This is a genomic window from Bradyrhizobium sp. AUGA SZCCT0160 (assembly GCF_018130105.1).
In the GTDB taxonomy this organism is placed as follows: Bacteria; Pseudomonadota; Alphaproteobacteria; order Rhizobiales; family Xanthobacteraceae; genus Bradyrhizobium.
This window is the reverse complement of the sequence record NZ_JAFCMD010000011.1, coordinates 163,211-181,518: the sequence shown is the minus strand read 5'-3', so window position 1 is coordinate 181,518 and position 18,308 is coordinate 163,211. Positions and strand designations below refer to the sequence as shown.

Here is an 18,308-nt window from a genome sequence, read left to right as displayed (position 1 = left end):
GCGTTGCTTCTAGCGCCCCTCGCGGATCCACGTCGCTGCAAACGCGCCGAGCAGCAGCAGCAGGCCGATCAGGCCGGCGAACATCGGCAGCACGCCGACGCCCTTGACGACGCTGGCGTCGCGCATCTTCACGCCCATCCAGCCGTCGCCGCGGAAGATGCTGGTGGAGCGCACCGGCACGATGCGGGGCAGGTCGATGCTTGACCCGTCGACCACGCGGCGCGCGTCGCCGCCGGTCGCTTGCGCCAGCGGCTTGAGCATTTCGATCGTCGACGTGACTTCGGAAAATTCCCTCGGGTTGGTCGGCCCGACATTGATCAGCGCCTTCAGCGTGCCGTCGGTCGCCTGCCACAGGCCGAGTTCGTTTGCCGGCAGGGTCGAACGCCAGGTGCCGGGATCGCTCGCGCTCAACGTCAGTTCGCGCGTGGCACCGCTCGGCGAGGTCACCGTTACCGGTGCGACGTTGTCGGCCATGGTCTGCCGCAACACCACGAGGTCCTTGCCCTGGATCTGCAGGCGTAGGGCCTCTTCATCGAGGTCGGGTTGCTTCATCAGCCAATGCGACATCCGCCGCAACAGATCGAGATGCGGACCGCCGCCTTCATAGCCGCGCGCCCATAGCCAGATATGGTCAGACAGCAGCAGCGCGACGCGGCCCTCGCCGAAGCGCGACAGCAGCAGCAGCGGCTTGCCGTCGGCGCCGGTCATGACCGGGGGCGTGATGGCGTTGCGCGTCTCCACGGTGCGGAAGAACCGGCTCCAGCGCGGCGGTTCGTTGGCGGAGCCTTCGAGGCCGCGCGTGACCGGATGACGTTTACCGATGTCGCTCAGACGTGCATAAAACGGCTTCTCGGAGACGCCGACGGGTTCGGCCGGCAGCACCGAATCCAAAGGGGTGCGCCAGATGCTGCTGGTCGAGGCGTAGTCCGGCCCTGCGGACACCAGCACCGCGCCGCCGGCACGCACGTACCGCGCCATATTCTCGAAATAGGGAATCGGCAGCACGCCCTGGCGGGCGTAGCGGTCGAAGATGATCAACTGGAACTCGTTGATCTTCTGCTGGAACAGTTCGCGCGTCGGAAACGCGATCAGCGACAACTCGTTGATCGGCGTGCCGTCCTGCTTCTCCGGCGGCCGCAGAATGGTGAAATGCACGAGGTCGATGCTGGCGTCCGACTTCAACAGATTGCGCCAGGTGCGTTCGCCGGAATGTGGCTCGCCCGACACCAGCAGCACCCGCAATTTGTCGCGCACACCTTCGATCGCGACCACGGCGCGGTTGTTGACCAGCGTGAGTTCGTTCTCGAGCGGCGAAGCCTCGATCTCGACGATGTTGGAACCGGCATGCTTGATGTCGATATCGACATTGGCGGTTTGGCCGCTCTGCAAGGTGCGTTCGTTGATCACCTCGCCGTCGCGGCGCACGACGATCCTGGCGCGCTGGCCGGTGACGCCCTGGTCGTCCAGCCGGTAGGTGATGGTCTGGGGCTGGCCGACGATGCCGAATCTTGGCGCGGCCGAAATCGCGACGCGGCGGTCGCGCTCGTCCTTGCGGCCGGTGACCAGCGCATGCACCGGCGCCTGGAAGCCCAATGCCACGGCGTTGGCGGGAATGTCATGGACGCGGCCGTCGGTGATCAGGAAAGCGCCGGCGACGCGGTCGACGGGAACATCCGAAAGCGCCGACGACAACGCGCCGAACAGCTTGGTGCCGTCGGTTTCGCCATCGGCCTGTCCGGCATCGACGACACGCACTTCCAGTCCCTTGACCTTCTTGAGGCTGTCGACCAAGGCCTCCTGCGCCTTCGCCGTCTCCTCATTGCGGGTGCCGAAATTCTGGCTCGGGCTCTTGTCGATGACCACGGCGGCGACCGACGACAACGGCTCGCGGTCTTCGCGCGTGAAAGAAGGGTTGGCGAGCGCGAGCAAGATCAGCGCCAGCGCGATGACTCGCACGGCAGCGCCCCGCGCGCGGCCGATCAGCAGCAGCACCGAGATCGCGACGATCGCGGCCAGCGCGATCCACAGCACGAGGGTGGGAACGAGGGGGGTGAACGCGATACCGTACTGCATGCCGTTATTGCCCCAGCCGTTCGATGAGGGCAGGCGCGTGCACCTGGTCGGCCTTGTAGTTGCCGGTCAGCGTGTACATCACGATGTTGACGCCGGCGCGGAAGGCGAATTCGCGCTGGCGCGGCTCGCTCGGCGTCAGCGGCAGCATCGGCTGGCCGTCGGGCCGGATCGCCCAGGCCCCCGCAAGATCGTTCGAGGTGATGATGATCGGCGAGACGCCGTCGCCGCCGCGCGCGGGCCGTGATGCGGCTTCGTCGTCATCCTCGCGCGGCAGGGTTTCGACCCAGGTCTGACCCGAGTTGAACCGGCCCGGAAAATCCCGCAGCAGATAAAACGTCTTGGTCAGCACGTGCTCGCGCGGCACCGGCTCGAGTTCGGGCACATCGAGCGAGGAGAGAATCTCGCGCAAGGTGCGCATGCCCGCTGTCTGCGACGCGCCGTTTTCTCCCGGCGGCGCCTCGATGGCGTCGCGGGTGTCGAATACGACCGTGCCGCCCTGCTTCATATAGGCGTCGATGCGGTTGATGGCGTCCTGCGGCGGTTTCGGCGCGCCCGGTACCACCGGCCAGTAGATCAGCGGGAAGAACGCCAGCTCGTCGCGCGCAGGATCGATGCCGACGGGGTCGCCGGCTTCCAGCGCGGTGCGCTGGGCGAGAAACAGCGTCAGTCCCGATAGGCCCGACTTGACGATCGAGTCGACATCGGCATTGCCGGTGACGACATAAGCGAGGCGCGTCTGCGAGACCGACTTGATCGCAAAATCGTCATTGTCCGCGGCGCGGAGCGGGTCGGGCGCGATCGATGTCGCGGCCAGGATCATCGCCAGCAGCAATGCTGCGGGTGCGGCACGCCGCCGCCACAGCGCGGCAAGGCCCGCGCCGAGCACGGCGACCACGATCGCATCGACCAGGAACAGCGCCAGCGATGACGACAACAGGATGCCTCTGAGATCGCGCGGTTCGGCGTTGGTGTAACTGGCGCGGCGGGCGCGCAGCGACGTCGTGTCGAGTGCTGCGATACGGTCGGCGGAGGCCAGCGTGTTGACCGCGATCGGACCTTCGGCCGCGCCATAGAAACCCGGCGGATGATCTGCGGTGGCGCGGTCGCGATAATCGGCCGGCATCGGCTTGGCGGTGGAGGGCGGCGGGCCGAATGCGCCAAACCCATCGAGCGTGCGCAGCGGCGCCACGGTCTCGACATTGGTCGCTTCGCTGGCGACGCCCGCGCCCGGCTTTTGCGTGTAGCCGGACGTGTCGACCAGCCGCCGCAGCATCTCGACGAAGCTGCCGGACATCGGCAGGTCGGACCAGCGCGAGTCGGCGCCGACATGGAACAGGCTGAGGATGCCCTTGCCGCGATGTTCGCCGGTTACCAGCGGCGTGCCGTCTTCCAGCGAGGCCCAGCTCTTGGTTGCCAGCACGGCATCTGGTTCAGCCAGAACCTGGCGGTTGACGGTGACGTCCTTCGGTACCTGCAAGCCCGCGAACGGACCGTCGGCGGCGAACGAGGCCATATGCTGCGGCTTTTCCCAGGTCAGGCTGCCGCCGAGGCTGCGGCCGCCGCGGCGCAGTTTGACCGGCACCAGATCGTCATCGGCCTGAGCGAGACGAGGACCTGCGAAACGCACCAGCACGCCGCCCTGGTCGATCCAGGCGTTGAGGCGTTCGCGGATTTCCGGCGACAGCGTGCCGACATCGGCCAGCACGATCATCGGGAGTCGTTGATCAAGGAACTGTCCAATCACCTGCTGCGGCGCGCCGCGGTCGCCGAGCCGCACGTCGGCGAACGGCGACAGCGCGCGGGTGAGATAGAAGGTCGAGGCGAGCAACGGCTGCGCGGTGTCGCTGGTGGCGCCGGTGACGACGCCGATCGCGCGCCGCCGCCATCGCTTGTCGAGCAACTGCACGGCGCCGGCGGATCGCTCGCCGGCAATTTCCAGCCGCGCGATGTCGTTGCGCAACTCGACCGGCAGCTCGAACGCGGCTTCGGCTTCGCGGTCCTGCGGGCCGAACGCGTAACGGGCTTCGCCGATCGGCGAACCCTTGGCGTCGACCGCACGCACCACGCCGGCGGCAATGCCGCTGTTGGTGCGCAATACTTTCACCGTCATCTTCGCCGCGGCGTTTTCGGCGGCGACCAGCGCCAGGGCCGGGGATGCGCCGCCCTCGTAAATCGTCAGCGTGCGGTCGCCGACCGTCTTGGCCAGCGCTTCCAAAAATTCCGCGCCGCGTCCGGTGTCGACGCCGTCGGACAGCCAGGCGATCTCGGCATCGCCGGTGGTCTTGAGGAAGCGATCGAGCGGTGTGAGCGTTTCGACGCGCTCGATCGAATAGGGTTTTGGGGCGAGCTGTCGCAGCGCGACGCGGGCCGTGCCGCCCGGCATCAGCGTGACATCGCGCGCCGGCTCGGACAGTGGCACCAGCGCGACGCCGCGGCGGTCGTTGTCGGCATTGGCGATCAACTCGTCGGCGGCCTTGATCCTCGTTTCCCAGCTCGAGGCTGCGCTCCAGCCGTCATCGAGCAGGATCACTAGCGGCGCCTTGCTGCCGCCGGCAGCGGTCTGTGGATTCCAGATCGGACCTGCGGCGGCGAGGATCACCAGGGCCGCTGCCGTCAGGCGCAACAGCGTCAGCCACCACGGTGTCCGCGACGGGGTTTCTTCCTTGGGCTTGATGTCGAACAGCAGCCGTGTCGGTGGAAACTCGATCCGTCTCGGACGCGGCGGCATCACGCGCAGCAGCCACCACAGCACTGGAAGAGACAGCAGACCCAGCAGCAGCAGCGGTTGAGCAAAGGAGAGGGGCAGGCCCGCGATCATGCGCTTCGCCCCGCTTTGACGGTCAAGGAACGCGCCGCGCCCTTAGCTACCATCATGCCCGAGTGCAGGAACAACAATAGTTCGGCCGCGGAGCGGCTGGTGGTATGGGTTGAAAACAGCCAGTCGAGCTTGTTGGTTTCGCCCCGGATCTCGTCGCGATGCAGCGCCACGCGCGCGACATAGTCGCTGGCCCAGCTTTCGGCGCGGCCGGCGGTGATGACGCCGCCGCCTTCCGGTTCGACGAATTCGACGCGGCCGGCATAGGGAAAGGTCTCTTCGGCGGGATCGACGATCTGGATCAGCGTGCCATGCGCGCCGGAGGCCGACAGGCCTGCGAGCATGGTGCGTATTTCGCTCATCGGCGACCAGAAATCCGACAGCACCACGATCTCGGCCAGCGCCGACGGGATGAACGACGGCGGCAGGCTGGCGCGCGCGGCATCGTCATGCAGCATCGCCTGCGCCATCTTGTCGATGACGCTGCGGCTGGCGGTCGGGTTCATCAGGCCGGGGATGCCAACGCGTTCGCCGCCCGCGACCAATAGTTCGGCCAGCGCGAAGGTCACGATCAGGCCGCGCTCCAGCTTGCTGTCGCGCGCCTGCTTCGAGGCAAAGGCCATCGACGGCGAGCGGTCGGGCCACACCCATACGGTATGCGCGGCCTCCCATTCCTGCTCGCGGACATAGAGATGATCGTCGCGCGCCGAGCGGCGCCAGTCGACGTTCTGCGACGGTTCGCCCGAGACGAAGCGGCGGTATTGCCAGAAACTTTCGCCGGAACCGGCGCGGCGGCGGCCGTGCAGACCGTGAATGACGTTGGCGGCGATGCGGCGGGCTTCAAGCACGAGACGCGGCAGCGATGCGGCGAGCGTACGGCTTTCGCCATCGGCACGTCGGATTGCTGTGATCTCCCCGTTGGCGTGCTTGGTCTCTGCGGCCATCAACCGATCCGCGTCTTCAATTGTCTGATTACGTCAGGAATGGTGCGGCCTTCCGCGCGCGCCGCGAAGGTCAGCGCCATGCGGTGCTTGAGCACGGGTTCGGCAAGGTCGAGCACGTCGTCGATCGAAGGCGCAAGACGGCCGTCGAGCAGCGCGCGGGCGCGGACCGCCAGCATCAGCGACTGGCTGGCGCGCGGACCGGGGCCCCAGGCGATTAGCTTCTCGCTCTCGCCATCCGGATTGGGACGCGCGGCGCGCACCAGCGAAAGAATGGCCTCGACCACGCTGTCGCCGACCGGCAGGCGGCGCACCAGCCGCTGGGCGGTGATCAGGATTTCCGCGTTCATGGAGGCCTTGGCGAGCGTCTCATCCGCGCCTGTTGTCTCGAACAGGATGCGGCGCTCGGCGTCGCGGTCGGGATAGTCGACGTCGATTTCCATCAGGAAGCGGTCGAGCTGGGCTTCCGGCAGCGGATAGGTGCCTTCCTGTTCCAGCGGGTTCTGGGTCGCGAGCACATGGAACGGCTTGGGCAGATCGTGCCGCGCGCCTGCAACGGTGATGTGCTGTTCCTGCATGGCTTGCAGCAGGGCCGACTGGGTGCGCGGGCTGGCACGGTTGATTTCGTCGGCCATCAGAAGCTGCGCGAATACCGGGCCCGAGATGAAGCGGAACGAGCGTTTGCCGGAGTTGCTCTCGTCCAGCACTTCGGCGCCGAGAATGTCAGACGGCATCAGGTCGGGCGTGAACTGGATGCGCTTGGCATCGAGACCGAGGGTGATGCCGAGGGTTTCGACCAGCTTGGTCTTGGCGAGGCCGGGAACGCCGATCAGGAGCGCATGTCCGCCGGACAGGATCGTCACCAGGGTGTTTTCGATTACCCGCTCCTGGCCGAAAATGACGGTGGAGATGGCTTCTTTCGCGGCCTTGATCTGGCCGGCGACCTGTTCGGCCGAACGGACGATTCCGTCCTCGAGCTTTTCGACACCATCTGCGCCAGGCATATCTATCTCCTTCATCGCTTCATGACCCCGCCGAATGCGTCGTCATGCCACGAACCTCATGCTAAACCTGCGCAAAGGTCATGTATTCGCTGAATTAAACTATCCCCACATTATCGGTATATGGGGGTATGAACGGCATCACGATATGGCGAGAATATTGTTCCCGCTCACGTCTCTCGGACGTGCACCAATCGTGCCAGATTGAGCCGCAGAAGCTTTAAGGCAAACAATGGCGAAGCAAGGGCAAACCAGCAAACCAGGCCGTGAAAACACCGGTCTCGAAGGTCTGACCGCCGCAGCGACCGATGCGGCAAAAGCCAGTCCCGCCGGACGCGGCCTGCCGCCGGTGCATCTGTGGAATCCGCCGTTTTGCGGCGATCTCGACATGCGAATCGCCGGCGATGGTACGTGGTTCTACATGGGCACGCCAATCGGGCGGCCGGCGCTGGTCCGGCTGTTTTCGACCATCCTGAAGCGCGAGGACGGCAAGCACTTTCTCGTGACCCCGGTCGAGAAGGTCGGCATCCGTGTCGACGATGCGCCGTTCCTGGCGGTCGAAATGCAGAACGAGCAAAGCGAGGGCGGTGGCCGCCTGCTGCGCTTCCGCACCAATGTGGACGATTGGGTGCCCTGCGACGGCGGGCACCGGCTGCGGTTCGAGATGGCTGCCGACGGCGGCCTCATGCCCTATCTTCACGTCCGCAGCGATCTCTGGGCCAAGGTGACCCGCGCGCTCTATTACGATCTGGTTGACATGGGGGAAGAGCGGGTGGTCGATGGACAGCCAATGTTCGGAATCGAATCCGGCGGCGAATTCTTCGCGATGGCCGACGCGAAGCAGGTGAGGGACGCGCTTTGAACGAGCCGATGCTGAAGAAGTTGGAACCGGCTGCGGTCAGCTCGGCGGAATTCTTCGCGCGGACCAAGGCGCGGCTGAACTTCGACGTCCCGCCCGGCCTGATCGATCCGAACATCATTCCCAGAACCGGCGACGAGGGCAATGATCGGATGCTCGAGATCATCGCCCAGGAACAGCCGGTGCGGCCAGCGGCGGTGCTGATCCCGGTGGTCGATCATCCGGAGCCGACGGTGCTGCTGACGCAGCGCTCGGAGCATCTGAGCAGCCATGCCGGCCAGATTTCGTTTCCCGGCGGCAAGATCGATGCAACCGATGCTTCGCCGATGGATGCTGCCTTGCGCGAGGCCGACGAGGAAGTCGGACTGAAGCGCGATTTCATCGAGCCGATCGGCTACCTCGATCTCTATGGCACGGCATTCGGCTTTCGCATCCTGCCGACGGTGGCGCGGGTGAAGCCCGGGTTCAAACTTGACATCAACGAGGGCGAGGTCGTTGACGCCTTCGAGGTGCCGCTGGCGTTCCTGATGAACCCGGAAAACCACCAGATCCACTCCAAGGAATTCCGCGGCATGGAGCGTTCCTATTACGCGATGCCGTTCGCCGAACGTTACATCTGGGGCGCGACTGCCGGCATCCTGCGGGTGTTGTACGAGCGGATTTATCTCGCATGATCCGTCCGGTACTGACCGAACTTGCAATTTTCCTGATCCCGTTCGCGGCCTATGCGCTGTTCCTGATCGCAACCCGTTCCGGCGTGCTGGCGAAATCTTCCTGGCCGGCGCATCTCGTCGCCAAGCTCGTGCTGGGGTCGCTGTTGCTGGTGATCACCAGTTTCGTCCTGCTCGCGCATTTCAGAGGGGGGGAGCCGGATTCGACCTACGTTCCCGCCCATATCCAGAACGGCAAGCTCGTTCCGGGGACAGATAAGCCTGGAGCGGGGAAATGAGCGAGGTGCGCGTGCTCGCCGATACACCCTGGCTCAAATCAGGACCGGCTGCCCGTGTGCTCGCGCTGCTCAACGGTAACAACGAGGAAGCCCGCGTGGTCGGCGGCGCCGTCCGCAACGCGCTTCTGAACATCCCGTCCGGCGATCTCGACATCGCCACCACAGCGCTGCCTGATGAAGTGGCGCGTCGCGCCAAGGCGGCGGGCATCAAATGCGTGCCGACCGGCATCGAGCATGGCACCGTGACGCTGGTGGTCGACGCCGTTCCGTTCGAGGTCACGACCTTGCGCGAGGATACCGAGACCTTTGGCCGCAAGGCCAAGGTCGCGTTCGGCCGCGACTGGGTTCGCGATGCGGAGCGGCGCGACTTCACCATCAACGGCCTGTCCGTCGATGCCGACGGCGTCGTGCACGATCATGTCGGCGGGCTCGCCGATATCGCAGCTCGTCGCGTGCGCTTCATCGGCGACGCCGGCCAGCGCATCGCCGAGGATTATTTGCGCATCCTGCGGTTCTTCCGCATGAACGCCGTCTATGGCGTGGGCGCGCCCGACCGCGAAGGCTATCTCGCCTGCATCGGCGGGCGTGCGGGACTGGCCAGTCTCTCCGCCGAACGTGTGCGGATGGAAATGTTGAAGATCATGGTCGCCGAGGGCGCGCTGGTTGCCGTCACCGCGATGGGGGATGCCGGTCTTCTGCAAGCGATCTTCGGCGGCGTCACCTACACGGGACCCATGGCTGCGATGATATCGGCGGAGCGTATGCTGGGGCTGCCGCCGAGCCCGGTACGCAGGCTTGGCGCGCTGTCGGTGGCGGTAACCGAGGACGCCAAACGTGTCGCGGCGCGGCTGCGTCTCACCAACGCGGAAGCCAAGGCGCTGGATTCCATGGGTCACCGCTGGTGGCGGCTTGCCGACATGGACGAGGCGAGGGCACGGCGGCGGCTCTACCGGCTCGGCGAGGAACAATATCGTGATCGGCTGCTGCTGGCCTGGGCGCGCTCAGGGGGGAGCCAGGACTTCGCTGACAATCGCGCCGCCTATTGGCGTGAATTTGCCACCCTGCCGCAGCGCTGGAGCGCACCGAAGTTTCCGCTGAAGGCGGCTGATTTCATCGCGCGCGGCATTGCCGAGGGCCCGGCGCTCGGCCACGTGCTGACACTGGCGGAGGACGCCTGGCTGGCGGCGGATTTTCCGCTCGATCAACCCGCGCTGTCGGCCATTGCCGACCAGACCGTCGCCCGCTTCACCCGCGACCACCGGCTGTGAAACGGCATCCGTGAATATTCTCGCAAGCTTTGCCGACATCTCGATCGTGCAGCTGTTGCTGGTCGCCGGCGTGGCGCTGTTTGCTTCCGTGGTCGGCGGCCTTGCCGGCTACGGCACCGGCGCGTTGATGCCGCTGGTGCTGGTGCCGTTGATCGGCGCCGAGCCAGTGGTGCCGATCATCGCGATCTCCTCGATCTTCACCAATATCAGCCGCTTCGTCGCTTATGTCCGCTATGCCGACCGCCGCCGCGCGCTGATCGTGATATCGGCCGCGGCGTTGACCACGGCGCTCGGCGCTTACGGCTATACGCGGCTGTCCGGTGCCGGCGCGGCGCTGGTGATCGGCAGCATGTTGATTTTGAGCGTGCCGCTGCGCCGTTTTGCCAAGCGCCGCGATATCAGGATCAGCGACGCCGGACTCGGCGCCGGCGCGGTCGGCTATGGCGTGGTGGTCGGCGGCACCTCGGGCTCCGGCGTGATCCTGCTGTCGCTGTTGATGGCTGTCGGCCTCGAAGGCGCAGCCGTAATCGCCACCGACGCCGTGATCTCGGTTGCGACCTCAATCATCAAAATTTCGGTGTTTGGCCTGGCCGGCGCCGTCACCGCGCAGGTGCTCGCCTTTGCAATCCTGATCGGGGCGATCTCGCTTCCCGGCGCGTTCCTCGCCAAGGCCTTTGTCGAGCGCATGCCGGTGCATGTCCACACCGCGATCCTCGACGCCGCCGTCATCACCGGCGGCGTGGTGATGATCTCAACCGCCGCGCGGTCTCTCATCGGTTAGAACGCGGTCGGTTGGAAAAACGATACCGCCGGGCATCCTGACCCGGCGGTATCGCAGGAGTGCTTTACGCTACCTTCTTGCTCTTTTTCTTCTTGTGGTCGTCGTCCTCATCTTCGTTGTCTTCGCTCTCGTCTTCATCCTCGTCCTCATCTTCCGCATCATCGATTTCGGCGGATTCGAGCACGGCCTTGGGAAGCGTTTCGCGAAACAGATCGCCTTCGCCGCCCATCCACAGACACTCGACCGTGTCGTCGTTGACCTCGGCCACCGTCAGCGGGTGACCGCCGGATTTCAGGATAACAACATCGCCTGGCTTCAATTCCATGATCTACCCTCCGCGCTGATTGACGCGATGGGCAGGCTAGCGATCGGTCATGACAGGCCGATCACGGCCGGCGGTTTTCGCGGTGGAGATTTGCGCGGTGGAACCGAAGCTCTAGACTCTTGTTTTGACGCGTTTTCTTCACACGAACCGGTATCCACACCCCCGGATCAAGTCCGAGGGCATGCGCCGCTCGAAAACGCTCTAAGGCAGCAACTCGGTCAGCGAGCGGATGATGCGGTCGGGCTTGATCGTTGAATCCGCGGGGAGGCCGTCGCCGTGTACGTCGATCCAGATCGCGTAGATGCCGAGGCGCTGCGGCGCCACGACTTCCCATTCCAGATTGTCGCCGATCATCCAGGTCTCGGGCGCGGTGACGCCGAGGGCCTCCATCGCGTGCAGATAGGCGCGCTCTTCCGGTTTGCCGAAGCCGTGCTCGCCCTCGATCTGGATGTGATCGAACCTGTGCGACAGCGCGAAACGTTCGACCTTGGCGCGCTGCGGACCGGCGGCGCCGTTGGTCACCAGTGCCAGCTTCACCCCGTGCGCCTTCAGCGCGTCGATCGCGTCATGCGCGCCGGGGAAGACGAACATCTCTTCCTCGCGGTAGGCATGGAACCGGATGGCGAGCCGTGCGGCGAGATCCTGCGACAGCGGCGCGTGGCCGGCGGCGGCAAGCGCTGCAAATCCGTTGCCGACCACGATATGTCGGGCCTCCTCGAGCTTCAGCCGCCATTCGGCTGAGGCCGCGGCCCAGAATTTCCGGCCGGAATCCACGATCGCCGCGGCGACCTGTTGCGATGTGATGGCGCCCAACTCATCGGCAAATTCCGCCGCGACATTGTTCCAGGCGATCTCGGGGCGGCCATAGGCCGACAGGATGGTGTCGTCCATGTCGATCAGCATGGCGCGAGGCAGCTGTGTCATCTTGTTCAGGGCCATTCTGGTCAGGGCCATTTCACTTCGGGGGGCATCGACGACAGGATTGAATCGACATTGCCGCCGGTCTTCAGGCCAAAGGTGGTGCCGCGGTCATAGAGCAGGTTGAATTCGACGTAGCGTCCGCGGCGCACCAGTTGCTCCTCGCGATCGGCCGGTGTCCAGGAGGTGTCGAAATTCTTCCGTACCAGTTCGGGGTAGATTTTCAGGAAGGCGCGGCCGACGTCCTGGGTGAAAGCGAGGTCGGCATCCCAGTCACCTGAATCGTGGTGATCATAGAAAATCCCGCCGATGCCGCGCGCTTCCTTGCGATGCGGCAGGTAGAAATATTCGTCGCACCATTTCTTGTATCGGTCATAATCGGCAGCGCCGTTCGGCCCGCTGCATGCCTGCTTCATCGCCGCGTGAAAGGCGATCGTGTCGGCGTCTTCCTGGCTGCGGCGCCGGTCGAGCACCGGCGTCAGGTCGGCGCCGCCGCCGAACCACGTCTTCGTCGTCACCACGAAGCGGGTGTTCATGTGCACGGCAGGAACGTGCGGGTTGCGCATATGCGCGATGACGGAGATGCCGGATGCCCAGAACCTGGGGTCATCGGTGGCGCCCGGAATCTGCGAGCGGAATTCGGGGCTGAATTCGCCATGCACCGTCGAGCAATGCACGCCGACTTTCTCGAACAACCGTCCGTACATCATCGACATCACGCCGCCGCCACCGGGTTTGCCGGTATGGTCGGCACGGTCCCACGGCGTGCGCACGAAGCGTCCCGCGGTGCCGGGATAGAGTGAGGCGGGTGCGTCGTCTTCGAGCCGCTCGAAGGCCGCGCAGATGTCGTCGCGCAGCGCTTCGAACCAGCCCCGCGCCCGCGCCTTGCGATCCTCGATGACGGTGACGTCCATCGGTCTAGCCTTGCGGACCGTAATAGGTGCAGCTCTCGTTGCAGCTGTCGCGGTGAACGCTGACGCGGGTGATCTTTCCGGCGTGCTGGACCCGCTCCCAGATGAAGCGGGACAGGTTTTCCAGGGTCGGCGGGCCGAGCGCCTCGACCTTGTTGAGGAGCTTGTGGTCGAGCGCCTTCTGGACCTCCGCCATGCTGCGTTCGAGCAGGCCGAGATCGAGCACCATCCCCGTGGCGGGATCGGGCGTGCCGCGCATGGTCACTTCGGCGCGAAACGAGTGGCCGTGAATCTCTTCACTATCAGCGCCAAAGGTCGTTCCCGGCAGCGAATGTGCGGCCTCGAAGCGAAACGATTTCGTCAGTTCCCACATTGTGAAAGCTCAAATCCTATCTGATGCCAGTACTACCTGATACCGAGTGTCTTGTGTGTCTGCAGGCTGAGTCGCCATTGCGGGTGCTGCAGGCAATAGTCGATCGCGCGTGCGGTGTTTTCGACCACGTCGGGTCCATCCATCGGCTGCAGCGAGAAGCGCTCGAAGGCGAGACCTTCGAATTGCTCGGGCGCTGCATCCGCTTGCGGATAGACCAGCTTCAATTCATGGCCCCGGCGCACCACGAGATCGGAGCCGGCTTTCGGGCTGACGCAGACCCAGTCCATGCCCTCGGGCGGCTCGATGGTGCCGTTGGTTTCGATGCCGATCTCGAAGCCGCGCGCATGCAGCGCGTCGATGAACGGCGTGTCCACCTGCAGCAGCGGCTCGCCGCCGGTCAGCACGACGTAGCAGTTGTTGTTGGCGCCGGTCCATTGCGCGGCGATGGTGTCGGCGAGCTCATCGGCCGAGGCATAGCGGCCGCCCAGCGTGCCGTCGGTGCCGACGAAATCGGTGTCGCAGAATTTGCAGGTGGCGGAGCTACGGTCCTGTTCGCGGCCGGTCCAGAGATTGCAGCCGGCGAAACGACAAAACACGGCCGCACGGCCGGCATGCGCGCCTTCGCCCTGCAGGGTCAGAAAGATCTCTTTGACCGCGTAACTCACCATCTCTCCATCAGGTCCCGATCAAGCCTTCTCAATCAAGTTTTGGAACCGGTTTTGCCGCAGCGCCTCGCCCAGTGCCATGGCGGCCGCCATCGCGACGTTGAGCGACCGCAGGCCCGGCTTGATCGGGATCACCAGCCGTGCATCGGCGACGCCGGCGACCTCGTCGGGGACCCCTGCGGATTCCCGCCCAAACAGCAGGACGTCGTCCCGCTGGTAGCGGTACTCCAGATAGGAACCGGCCCCCTTGGTCGTAAACAGGACCAGCCGGAAACCCCCGTCGTTACGCCATTGTTCGAATTTTGACCATGAGTCGTGGCGTGTAATAGCGACATGGTCGAGATAGTCCATGCCGGAGCGGCGGAAATGCCGGTCGGACACCGGAAAGCCCGCGGGCTCGATAATGTGGGCCGCGACATCCAGGCACGCGCACAGGCGCAGAATCGTTCCGGTGTTCTGGGGGATATCGGGCTGGAATAGCGCAATCTGCATGATGTTGACGCCCCGTGAAGCCCTGATGAAATGACTGAATAATCACAGCTCGACGCGGATTTAGTGCATTGCACGCTTGCGAGCCGATAGCGGGCTTGCGCTCTTACGGCAAGGGTGCCAATAGAACGATTCTGGACTGCTTGTTCCGCCCGGATTGGCCGGGAAAAGTGGTCTTTCTGCCGCCGCGGGGGCCGCGGGCGCCGGCAGCCACTTTCGGGCGCGATTCCAGCGTCTCCGGGGCGGTTCCGCTGGCTGCAGATGAGAAAGGGCTTGGAATCGTGACGACAGCGTCTTCGGCGGACCATCCGACACGCCGTGATTTTCTTTTTGTTGCAACGGGGGCCGTCGCCGCCGTAGGCGCCGCTGCCACCGTGTGGCCGCTCGTTGCCCAGATGAACCCGGACGCCTCGACGATCGCGGCCGGTGCGCCGATCGAGGTCGATCTGACGCCGATTGCCGAAGGGCAGGACATCAAGGTGTTCTGGCGCGGCAAGCCGATCTACATCAGCCACCGCACCAAGAAGCAGATCGAAGAGGCACAAAAGGTGTCGCTGTCGAGCCTGCCCGATCCGCAGCCCGACTCGGCACGCGTCAAGGCGGGCCATGACCAGTGGCTGGTCGTGATCGGCATCTGCACCCATCTCGGCTGCATCCCGATCGCCCATGAGGGCAGTTACGACGGCTTCTTCTGCCCCTGCCACGGTTCGGTGTACGACACCTCGGGCCGCATCCGCTCGGGCCCGGCGCCGACCAACCTGCCGGTGCCGCCCTACACGTTCGTTTCCGATACCAAAATCCAGATCGGCTAAGGCCCCCGGACGCCCGTCCGGGACCTTAATCCGTCGCGTCGTTTTACTTCCTCAGGATCGCATCAATGAGCGGACCATCCGATTTCCAGCCGACCAACCCCGCCTTGAAGTGGATCGAACGGCGTCTCCCGATCATGGGTCTCGTCCATTCCTCGTTCGTGGCCTATCCGACGCCGCGTAACCTGAACTACTGGTGGACCTTCGGCGCCATCCTCTCGATGATGCTGGCCCTGCAGATCGTGACCGGCGTGATCCTGGCGATGCACTACACGCCGCATGCCGATCTCGCCTTCAAATCGGTCGAACTGATCGTCCGCGACGTCAACTACGGCTGGCTGCTGCGCAACATGCACGCCTGCGGCGCCTCGATGTTCTTCTTCGCCGTCTACATCCATATGTTCCGCGGCCTGTATTACGGGTCGTACAAGGAGCCGCGCGAAATCCTCTGGATCCTCGGCGTCATCATCTACCTCTTGATGATGGCGACCGGCTTCATGGGTTACGTGCTGCCGTGGGGCCAGATGAGCTTCTGGGGCGCCACCGTCATCACCAATCTGTTCTCGGCCGTGCCGTATTTCGGCGAGAGCATCGTGACGCTGCTGTGGGGCGGCTATTCGGTCGGCAATCCGACGCTGAACCGCTTCTTCTCGCTGCACTATCTGTTGCCGTTCGTGATCGCCGGCGTGGTCGTGCTGCACATCTGGGCGCTGCACGTTGCGGGCCAGAACAATCCGGCCGGCGTCGAGGCCAAGACCGAAAAGGACACCGTGCCTTTCACGCCCTACGCCACCATCAAGGATGCGTTCGGCGTCTCCTGCTTCCTGCTGTTCTTCGCCTGGTTCATCTTCTACATGCCGAACTATCTCGGCGAAGCCGACAACTACATCCCGGCCAATCCCGGCGTGACGCCGCCGCATATCGTGCCGGAATGGTACTATCTGCCGTTCTACGCGATCCTGCGCTCGATCCCGAACAAGCTCGCCGGTGTGGTGGCGATGTTCGGTGCGATCCTGATCCTGGCTTTCCTGCCCTGGCTGGACAACGCGAAGACCCGCTCCTCGAAGTATCGCCCGCTGGCGAAGCAGTTCTTCTGGGTCTTCGTCGTCGTCTGTCTGCTGCTGGGCTGGCTCGGTTCCAAGCCCGCCGAAGGCATCTACGTGGTCGCCGGCCGGATCCTGACCTTCATGTACTTCGCCTATTTCCTGATCCTGCTGCCGCTCTTGAGCCGGATCGAGACGCCGCGGCCGGTGCCGAATTCGATCGCCGACGACGTGCTGGCCAAGACCGGAAGCAAGTCGACACCGATGGTTTCGACGGTGCTTGCGCTCCTCGTCGCCGGCGGGTTGTTGGCCGGCGGCATGCAGCATGCTCGTGCGGCGGAGGGCCAGGAAAAACCGCCCGGAAACAAGTGGTCGTTCGCTGGCCCGGTCGGCAAGTTCGATCGCGGCGCGCTGCAGCGCGGCCTGAAGGTTTACAAGGAAGTCTGCGCGTCCTGTCACGGCCTGTCCTACATCGCCTTCCGCAACCTCGCCGAAGCCGGCGGTCCCGGTTATTCGGTGGCGCAGGCGGCAGCGTTCGCGTCCGATTACAAGGTCAAGGACGGTCCGGACGACAAGGGCGAGATGTTCGAGCGGCCGGGCCGGCCGGCCGACTATTTCCCGTCACCGTTCCCGAACGAGAATGCGGCGCGGGCCGCCAATGGCGGCGCGTTTCCGCCGGACCTGTCGCTGATCAACAAGGCGCGTTCCTACCCGCGCGGCTTTCCGCAGTTCCTGGTCGACTTCTTCACCCAGTACCAGGAGCAGGGCCCGGATTACGTTTCGGCCGTGCTGCAGGGCTATGAAGACAAGCCGCCAGCCGGCTTCTCGCTTCCAGAAGGTTCCTATTACAACAAGTACTTCCCCGGCCACGCCATCAAGATGCCGAAGCCGCTCAGTGACGGCCAGGTGACCTATGACGACGGCGCGCCGGCCACCGTCGCGCAGTACTCCAAGGACGTCACCACGTTCCTGATGTGGACCGCGGAACCGCACATGGAGGCGCGCAAGCGGCTCGGTCTGCAGGTGTTCGTGTTCCTGATCCTGCTCACGGGGTTGCTGTACTTCACCAAGAAGAAGGTCTGGGCCAACGCGCACTAAGCGCTGGGTTCATCGCAATTCGGAAAAGCCCCTGCGGGGGCTTTTTTTGTTGGGTTCGTGTCCCGGAAGCGGTGCAGCGTTCTTCACGATGCACCGCAGAGCCGGGACCCACGCTTTTCGATGCGGTGTCATGGGCCCCCGGATCAGCAGCGCGCCACGCCGAACGCGGCGCGCTGCGCAGCATGCGGGGGCACGAGTTCTGCGCAACCCGATTGCTTCCTGACCCCACTGCGGACAAAATGGCCGCCAATCGCTCCCAAAAAATACGGAGGACCTCATGGGAACCAGCATCACTTTCAAGCGTCCCGACGGCAAGGACGCGGCCGGCTATCTCGCCAATGCGGCGCGCGGCAACGCGCCGGGCGTGGTCGTGATCCAGGAATGGTGGGGGCTGCAGGACCAGATCAAGGGCATGTGCGACCGCTTCGCGGCGGCCGGCTTCGACGCGCTGGCGCCGGATCTCTACAAGGGCACGGTGGTGCCGTATCACGACACGGACGCCGCCGGCAAAGAGATGAACTCGCTGGATTTCATGGATGCGACGACGCAGACCGTGCGCGGCGCCGCGCAATATCTCGCCAAGAACGGCGCCAAGGTCGGCCTGACCGGCTTTTGTCTCGGCGGTGCCGTCACCATCATCGGCGCCACCAAGATTCCGGAGCTCACGGCCGGTGTGGTGTTCTACGGCATCCCGCCCGAGCAGGCGGCAAAACCGGCGGACGTGAAAATTCCGCTGCAGGGCCACTTCGCCAACAAGGACGACTGGTGCACGCCGGCGCTGGTCGACGGTTTCGAAAAGGCGATGAAGGAAGCGGGCAAGTCGCTGGAGCTGTTCCGCTATGACGCCGAGCACGGCTTTGGCAATGAACAGCGCCTGTCGGTGCACGACCGGCAGTGCGCGGAGCTCGCCTGGGGCCGCGCTACGGAGTTTTTCAGGAAGCATCTAGGGTAAGACGTCTCCTTGTCATTGCGAGCCAACGGGTCGGCGCG

The 18,308-nt window shown here is 64.8% G+C and carries 18 protein-coding genes; 8 read left to right on the top strand and 10 right to left on the bottom strand.

Features of this window, described 5'->3' with window-relative positions:
* Positions 1–9: 9 nt before the first annotated feature.
* Genes JQ558_RS19355 through JQ558_RS19340 form a run of 4 tightly spaced genes read right to left on the bottom strand, consistent with a single transcriptional unit; the run spans position 10 to position 6,833 of the window.
* Entirely contained in the window at positions 10–2,073 is a 2,064-nt protein-coding gene (locus tag JQ558_RS19355) for a hypothetical protein (RefSeq protein ID WP_212294576.1), read from the bottom strand.
* Positions 2,074–2,077: 4 nt separating this feature from the next.
* Positions 2,078–4,888, bottom strand: a complete 2,811-nt coding sequence (locus JQ558_RS19350) for a DUF4159 domain-containing protein (RefSeq protein ID WP_212294614.1) — start codon at positions 4,886–4,888, stop codon at positions 2,078–2,080.
* Positions 4,888–5,832: a DUF58 domain-containing protein gene (locus JQ558_RS19345; RefSeq protein WP_212274003.1), complete on the bottom strand. Its 945-nt coding sequence runs from the start codon at positions 5,830–5,832 to the stop codon at positions 4,888–4,890. The genes JQ558_RS19350 and JQ558_RS19345 overlap by 1 nt, the downstream gene beginning before the upstream one ends.
* Positions 5,832–6,833 carry a MoxR family ATPase gene (locus JQ558_RS19340; RefSeq protein ID WP_212209252.1) on the bottom strand — a complete coding sequence of 334 codons (1,002 nt, stop codon included), beginning with the start codon at positions 6,831–6,833 and terminating at the stop codon, positions 5,832–5,834. The genes JQ558_RS19345 and JQ558_RS19340 overlap by 1 nt, the downstream gene beginning before the upstream one ends.
* A 229-nt stretch (positions 6,834–7,062) precedes the next feature.
* On the opposite strand from JQ558_RS19340, the gene JQ558_RS19335 reads away from it, so the two are divergent.
* Genes JQ558_RS19335 through JQ558_RS19315 form a run of 5 tightly spaced genes read left to right on the top strand, consistent with a single transcriptional unit; the run spans position 7,063 to position 10,687 of the window.
* The gene (locus JQ558_RS19335) at positions 7,063–7,692 is read left to right on the top strand and encodes a DUF1285 domain-containing protein (protein WP_212274005.1); all 630 of its coding nucleotides are present in this window, start codon (positions 7,063–7,065) and stop codon (positions 7,690–7,692) included.
* Between the two features lie 8 nt (positions 7,693–7,700).
* Positions 7,701–8,363 carry a CoA pyrophosphatase gene (locus JQ558_RS19330; RefSeq protein WP_409363283.1) on the top strand — a complete coding sequence of 221 codons (663 nt, stop codon included), beginning with the start codon at positions 7,701–7,703 and terminating at the stop codon, positions 8,361–8,363.
* On the top strand, positions 8,360–8,638 hold the full coding sequence (locus JQ558_RS19325; RefSeq protein ID WP_212274006.1) for a DUF6111 family protein: 279 nt from the start codon (positions 8,360–8,362) through the stop codon (positions 8,636–8,638). Before JQ558_RS19330 ends, JQ558_RS19325 begins: the two co-directional genes overlap by 4 nt.
* Positions 8,635–9,906: a CCA tRNA nucleotidyltransferase gene (locus JQ558_RS19320; protein ID WP_212274008.1), complete on the top strand. Its 1,272-nt coding sequence runs from the start codon at positions 8,635–8,637 to the stop codon at positions 9,904–9,906. Before JQ558_RS19325 ends, JQ558_RS19320 begins: the two co-directional genes overlap by 4 nt.
* Positions 9,907–9,916: 10 nt before the next feature.
* The gene (locus JQ558_RS19315; protein WP_212294575.1) at positions 9,917–10,687 is read left to right on the top strand and encodes a TSUP family transporter; all 771 of its coding nucleotides are present in this window, start codon (positions 9,917–9,919) and stop codon (positions 10,685–10,687) included.
* Between the two features lie 64 nt (positions 10,688–10,751).
* Here JQ558_RS19315 and JQ558_RS19310 read toward each other — a convergent pair whose 3' ends face one another.
* The 6 genes from JQ558_RS19310 to JQ558_RS19285 form a co-directional block, all read right to left on the bottom strand.
* Positions 10,752–11,012 carry a YodC family protein gene (locus JQ558_RS19310; RefSeq protein ID WP_212209259.1) on the bottom strand — a complete coding sequence of 87 codons (261 nt, stop codon included), beginning with the start codon at positions 11,010–11,012 and terminating at the stop codon, positions 10,752–10,754.
* A gap of 201 nt (positions 11,013–11,213) precedes the next feature.
* On the bottom strand, positions 11,214–11,966 hold the full coding sequence (locus JQ558_RS19305; protein WP_249119315.1) for an HAD family hydrolase: 753 nt from the start codon (positions 11,964–11,966) through the stop codon (positions 11,214–11,216).
* The gene (hemF, locus tag JQ558_RS19300) at positions 11,957–12,844 is read right to left on the bottom strand and encodes an oxygen-dependent coproporphyrinogen oxidase (protein ID WP_212274011.1); all 888 of its coding nucleotides are present in this window, start codon (positions 12,842–12,844) and stop codon (positions 11,957–11,959) included. The genes JQ558_RS19305 and hemF overlap by 10 nt, the downstream gene beginning before the upstream one ends.
* A gap of 4 nt (positions 12,845–12,848) precedes the next feature.
* Positions 12,849–13,214, bottom strand: a complete 366-nt coding sequence (locus JQ558_RS19295; protein WP_212274013.1) for a 6-carboxytetrahydropterin synthase — start codon at positions 13,212–13,214, stop codon at positions 12,849–12,851.
* A 32-nt stretch (positions 13,215–13,246) separates the two neighbouring features.
* Positions 13,247–13,879, bottom strand: a complete 633-nt coding sequence (queE, locus tag JQ558_RS19290; protein WP_212209293.1) for a 7-carboxy-7-deazaguanine synthase — start codon at positions 13,877–13,879, stop codon at positions 13,247–13,249.
* 21 nt (positions 13,880–13,900) lie between these two features.
* Positions 13,901–14,371 carry a tRNA (cytidine(34)-2'-O)-methyltransferase gene (locus tag JQ558_RS19285; protein WP_212294574.1) on the bottom strand — a complete coding sequence of 157 codons (471 nt, stop codon included), beginning with the start codon at positions 14,369–14,371 and terminating at the stop codon, positions 13,901–13,903.
* Positions 14,372–14,649: 278 nt separating this feature from the next.
* Between JQ558_RS19285 and petA the strand changes: the two genes are divergently transcribed.
* The 3 genes from petA (at position 14,650) to JQ558_RS19270 (ending at position 18,270) form a co-directional block, all read left to right on the top strand.
* The gene (petA, locus tag JQ558_RS19280; RefSeq protein ID WP_212209265.1) at positions 14,650–15,180 is read left to right on the top strand and encodes a ubiquinol-cytochrome c reductase iron-sulfur subunit; all 531 of its coding nucleotides are present in this window, start codon (positions 14,650–14,652) and stop codon (positions 15,178–15,180) included.
* 65 nt (positions 15,181–15,245) lie between these two features.
* The gene (locus JQ558_RS19275; protein WP_212209267.1) at positions 15,246–17,318 is read left to right on the top strand and encodes a cytochrome c1; all 2,073 of its coding nucleotides are present in this window, start codon (positions 15,246–15,248) and stop codon (positions 17,316–17,318) included.
* 277 nt (positions 17,319–17,595) lie between these two features.
* On the top strand, positions 17,596–18,270 hold the full coding sequence (locus tag JQ558_RS19270) for a dienelactone hydrolase family protein (protein ID WP_211999025.1): 675 nt from the start codon (positions 17,596–17,598) through the stop codon (positions 18,268–18,270).
* Positions 18,271–18,308 lie beyond the last annotated feature (38 nt).

What these genes read in the sequence shown, in the direction of transcription:
- JQ558_RS19340 (WP_212209252.1), bottom strand. Translation starts at nt 6,833, where the DNA reads ATGCCTGGCGCAGATGGTGTCGAAAAGCTCGAGGACGGAATCGTCCGT.
- JQ558_RS19330 (WP_409363283.1), top strand. Translation starts at nt 7,701, where the DNA reads ATGCTGAAGAAGTTGGAACCGGCTGCGGTCAGCTCGGCGGAATTCTTC.
- hemF (WP_212274011.1), bottom strand. Translation starts at nt 12,844, where the DNA reads ATGGACGTCACCGTCATCGAGGATCGCAAGGCGCGGGCGCGGGGCTGG.
- JQ558_RS19295 (WP_212274013.1), bottom strand. Translation starts at nt 13,214, where the DNA reads ATGTGGGAACTGACGAAATCGTTTCGCTTCGAGGCCGCACATTCGCTG.
- JQ558_RS19275 (WP_212209267.1), top strand. Translation starts at nt 15,246, where the DNA reads ATGAGCGGACCATCCGATTTCCAGCCGACCAACCCCGCCTTGAAGTGG.
- JQ558_RS19270 (WP_211999025.1), top strand. Translation starts at nt 17,596, where the DNA reads ATGGGAACCAGCATCACTTTCAAGCGTCCCGACGGCAAGGACGCGGCC.
- JQ558_RS19305 (WP_249119315.1), bottom strand. Translation starts at nt 11,966, where the DNA reads ATGGCCCTGACCAGAATGGCCCTGAACAAGATGACACAGCTGCCTCGC.
- JQ558_RS19335 (WP_212274005.1), top strand. Translation starts at nt 7,063, where the DNA reads ATGGCGAAGCAAGGGCAAACCAGCAAACCAGGCCGTGAAAACACCGGT.
- JQ558_RS19320 (WP_212274008.1), top strand. Translation starts at nt 8,635, where the DNA reads ATGAGCGAGGTGCGCGTGCTCGCCGATACACCCTGGCTCAAATCAGGA.
- JQ558_RS19325 (WP_212274006.1), top strand. Translation starts at nt 8,360, where the DNA reads ATGATCCGTCCGGTACTGACCGAACTTGCAATTTTCCTGATCCCGTTC.
- JQ558_RS19355 (WP_212294576.1), bottom strand. Translation starts at nt 2,073, where the DNA reads ATGCAGTACGGTATCGCGTTCACCCCCCTCGTTCCCACCCTCGTGCTG.
- JQ558_RS19285 (WP_212294574.1), bottom strand. Translation starts at nt 14,371, where the DNA reads ATGCAGATTGCGCTATTCCAGCCCGATATCCCCCAGAACACCGGAACG.
- JQ558_RS19310 (WP_212209259.1), bottom strand. Translation starts at nt 11,012, where the DNA reads ATGGAATTGAAGCCAGGCGATGTTGTTATCCTGAAATCCGGCGGTCAC.
- JQ558_RS19345 (WP_212274003.1), bottom strand. Translation starts at nt 5,832, where the DNA reads ATGGCCGCAGAGACCAAGCACGCCAACGGGGAGATCACAGCAATCCGA.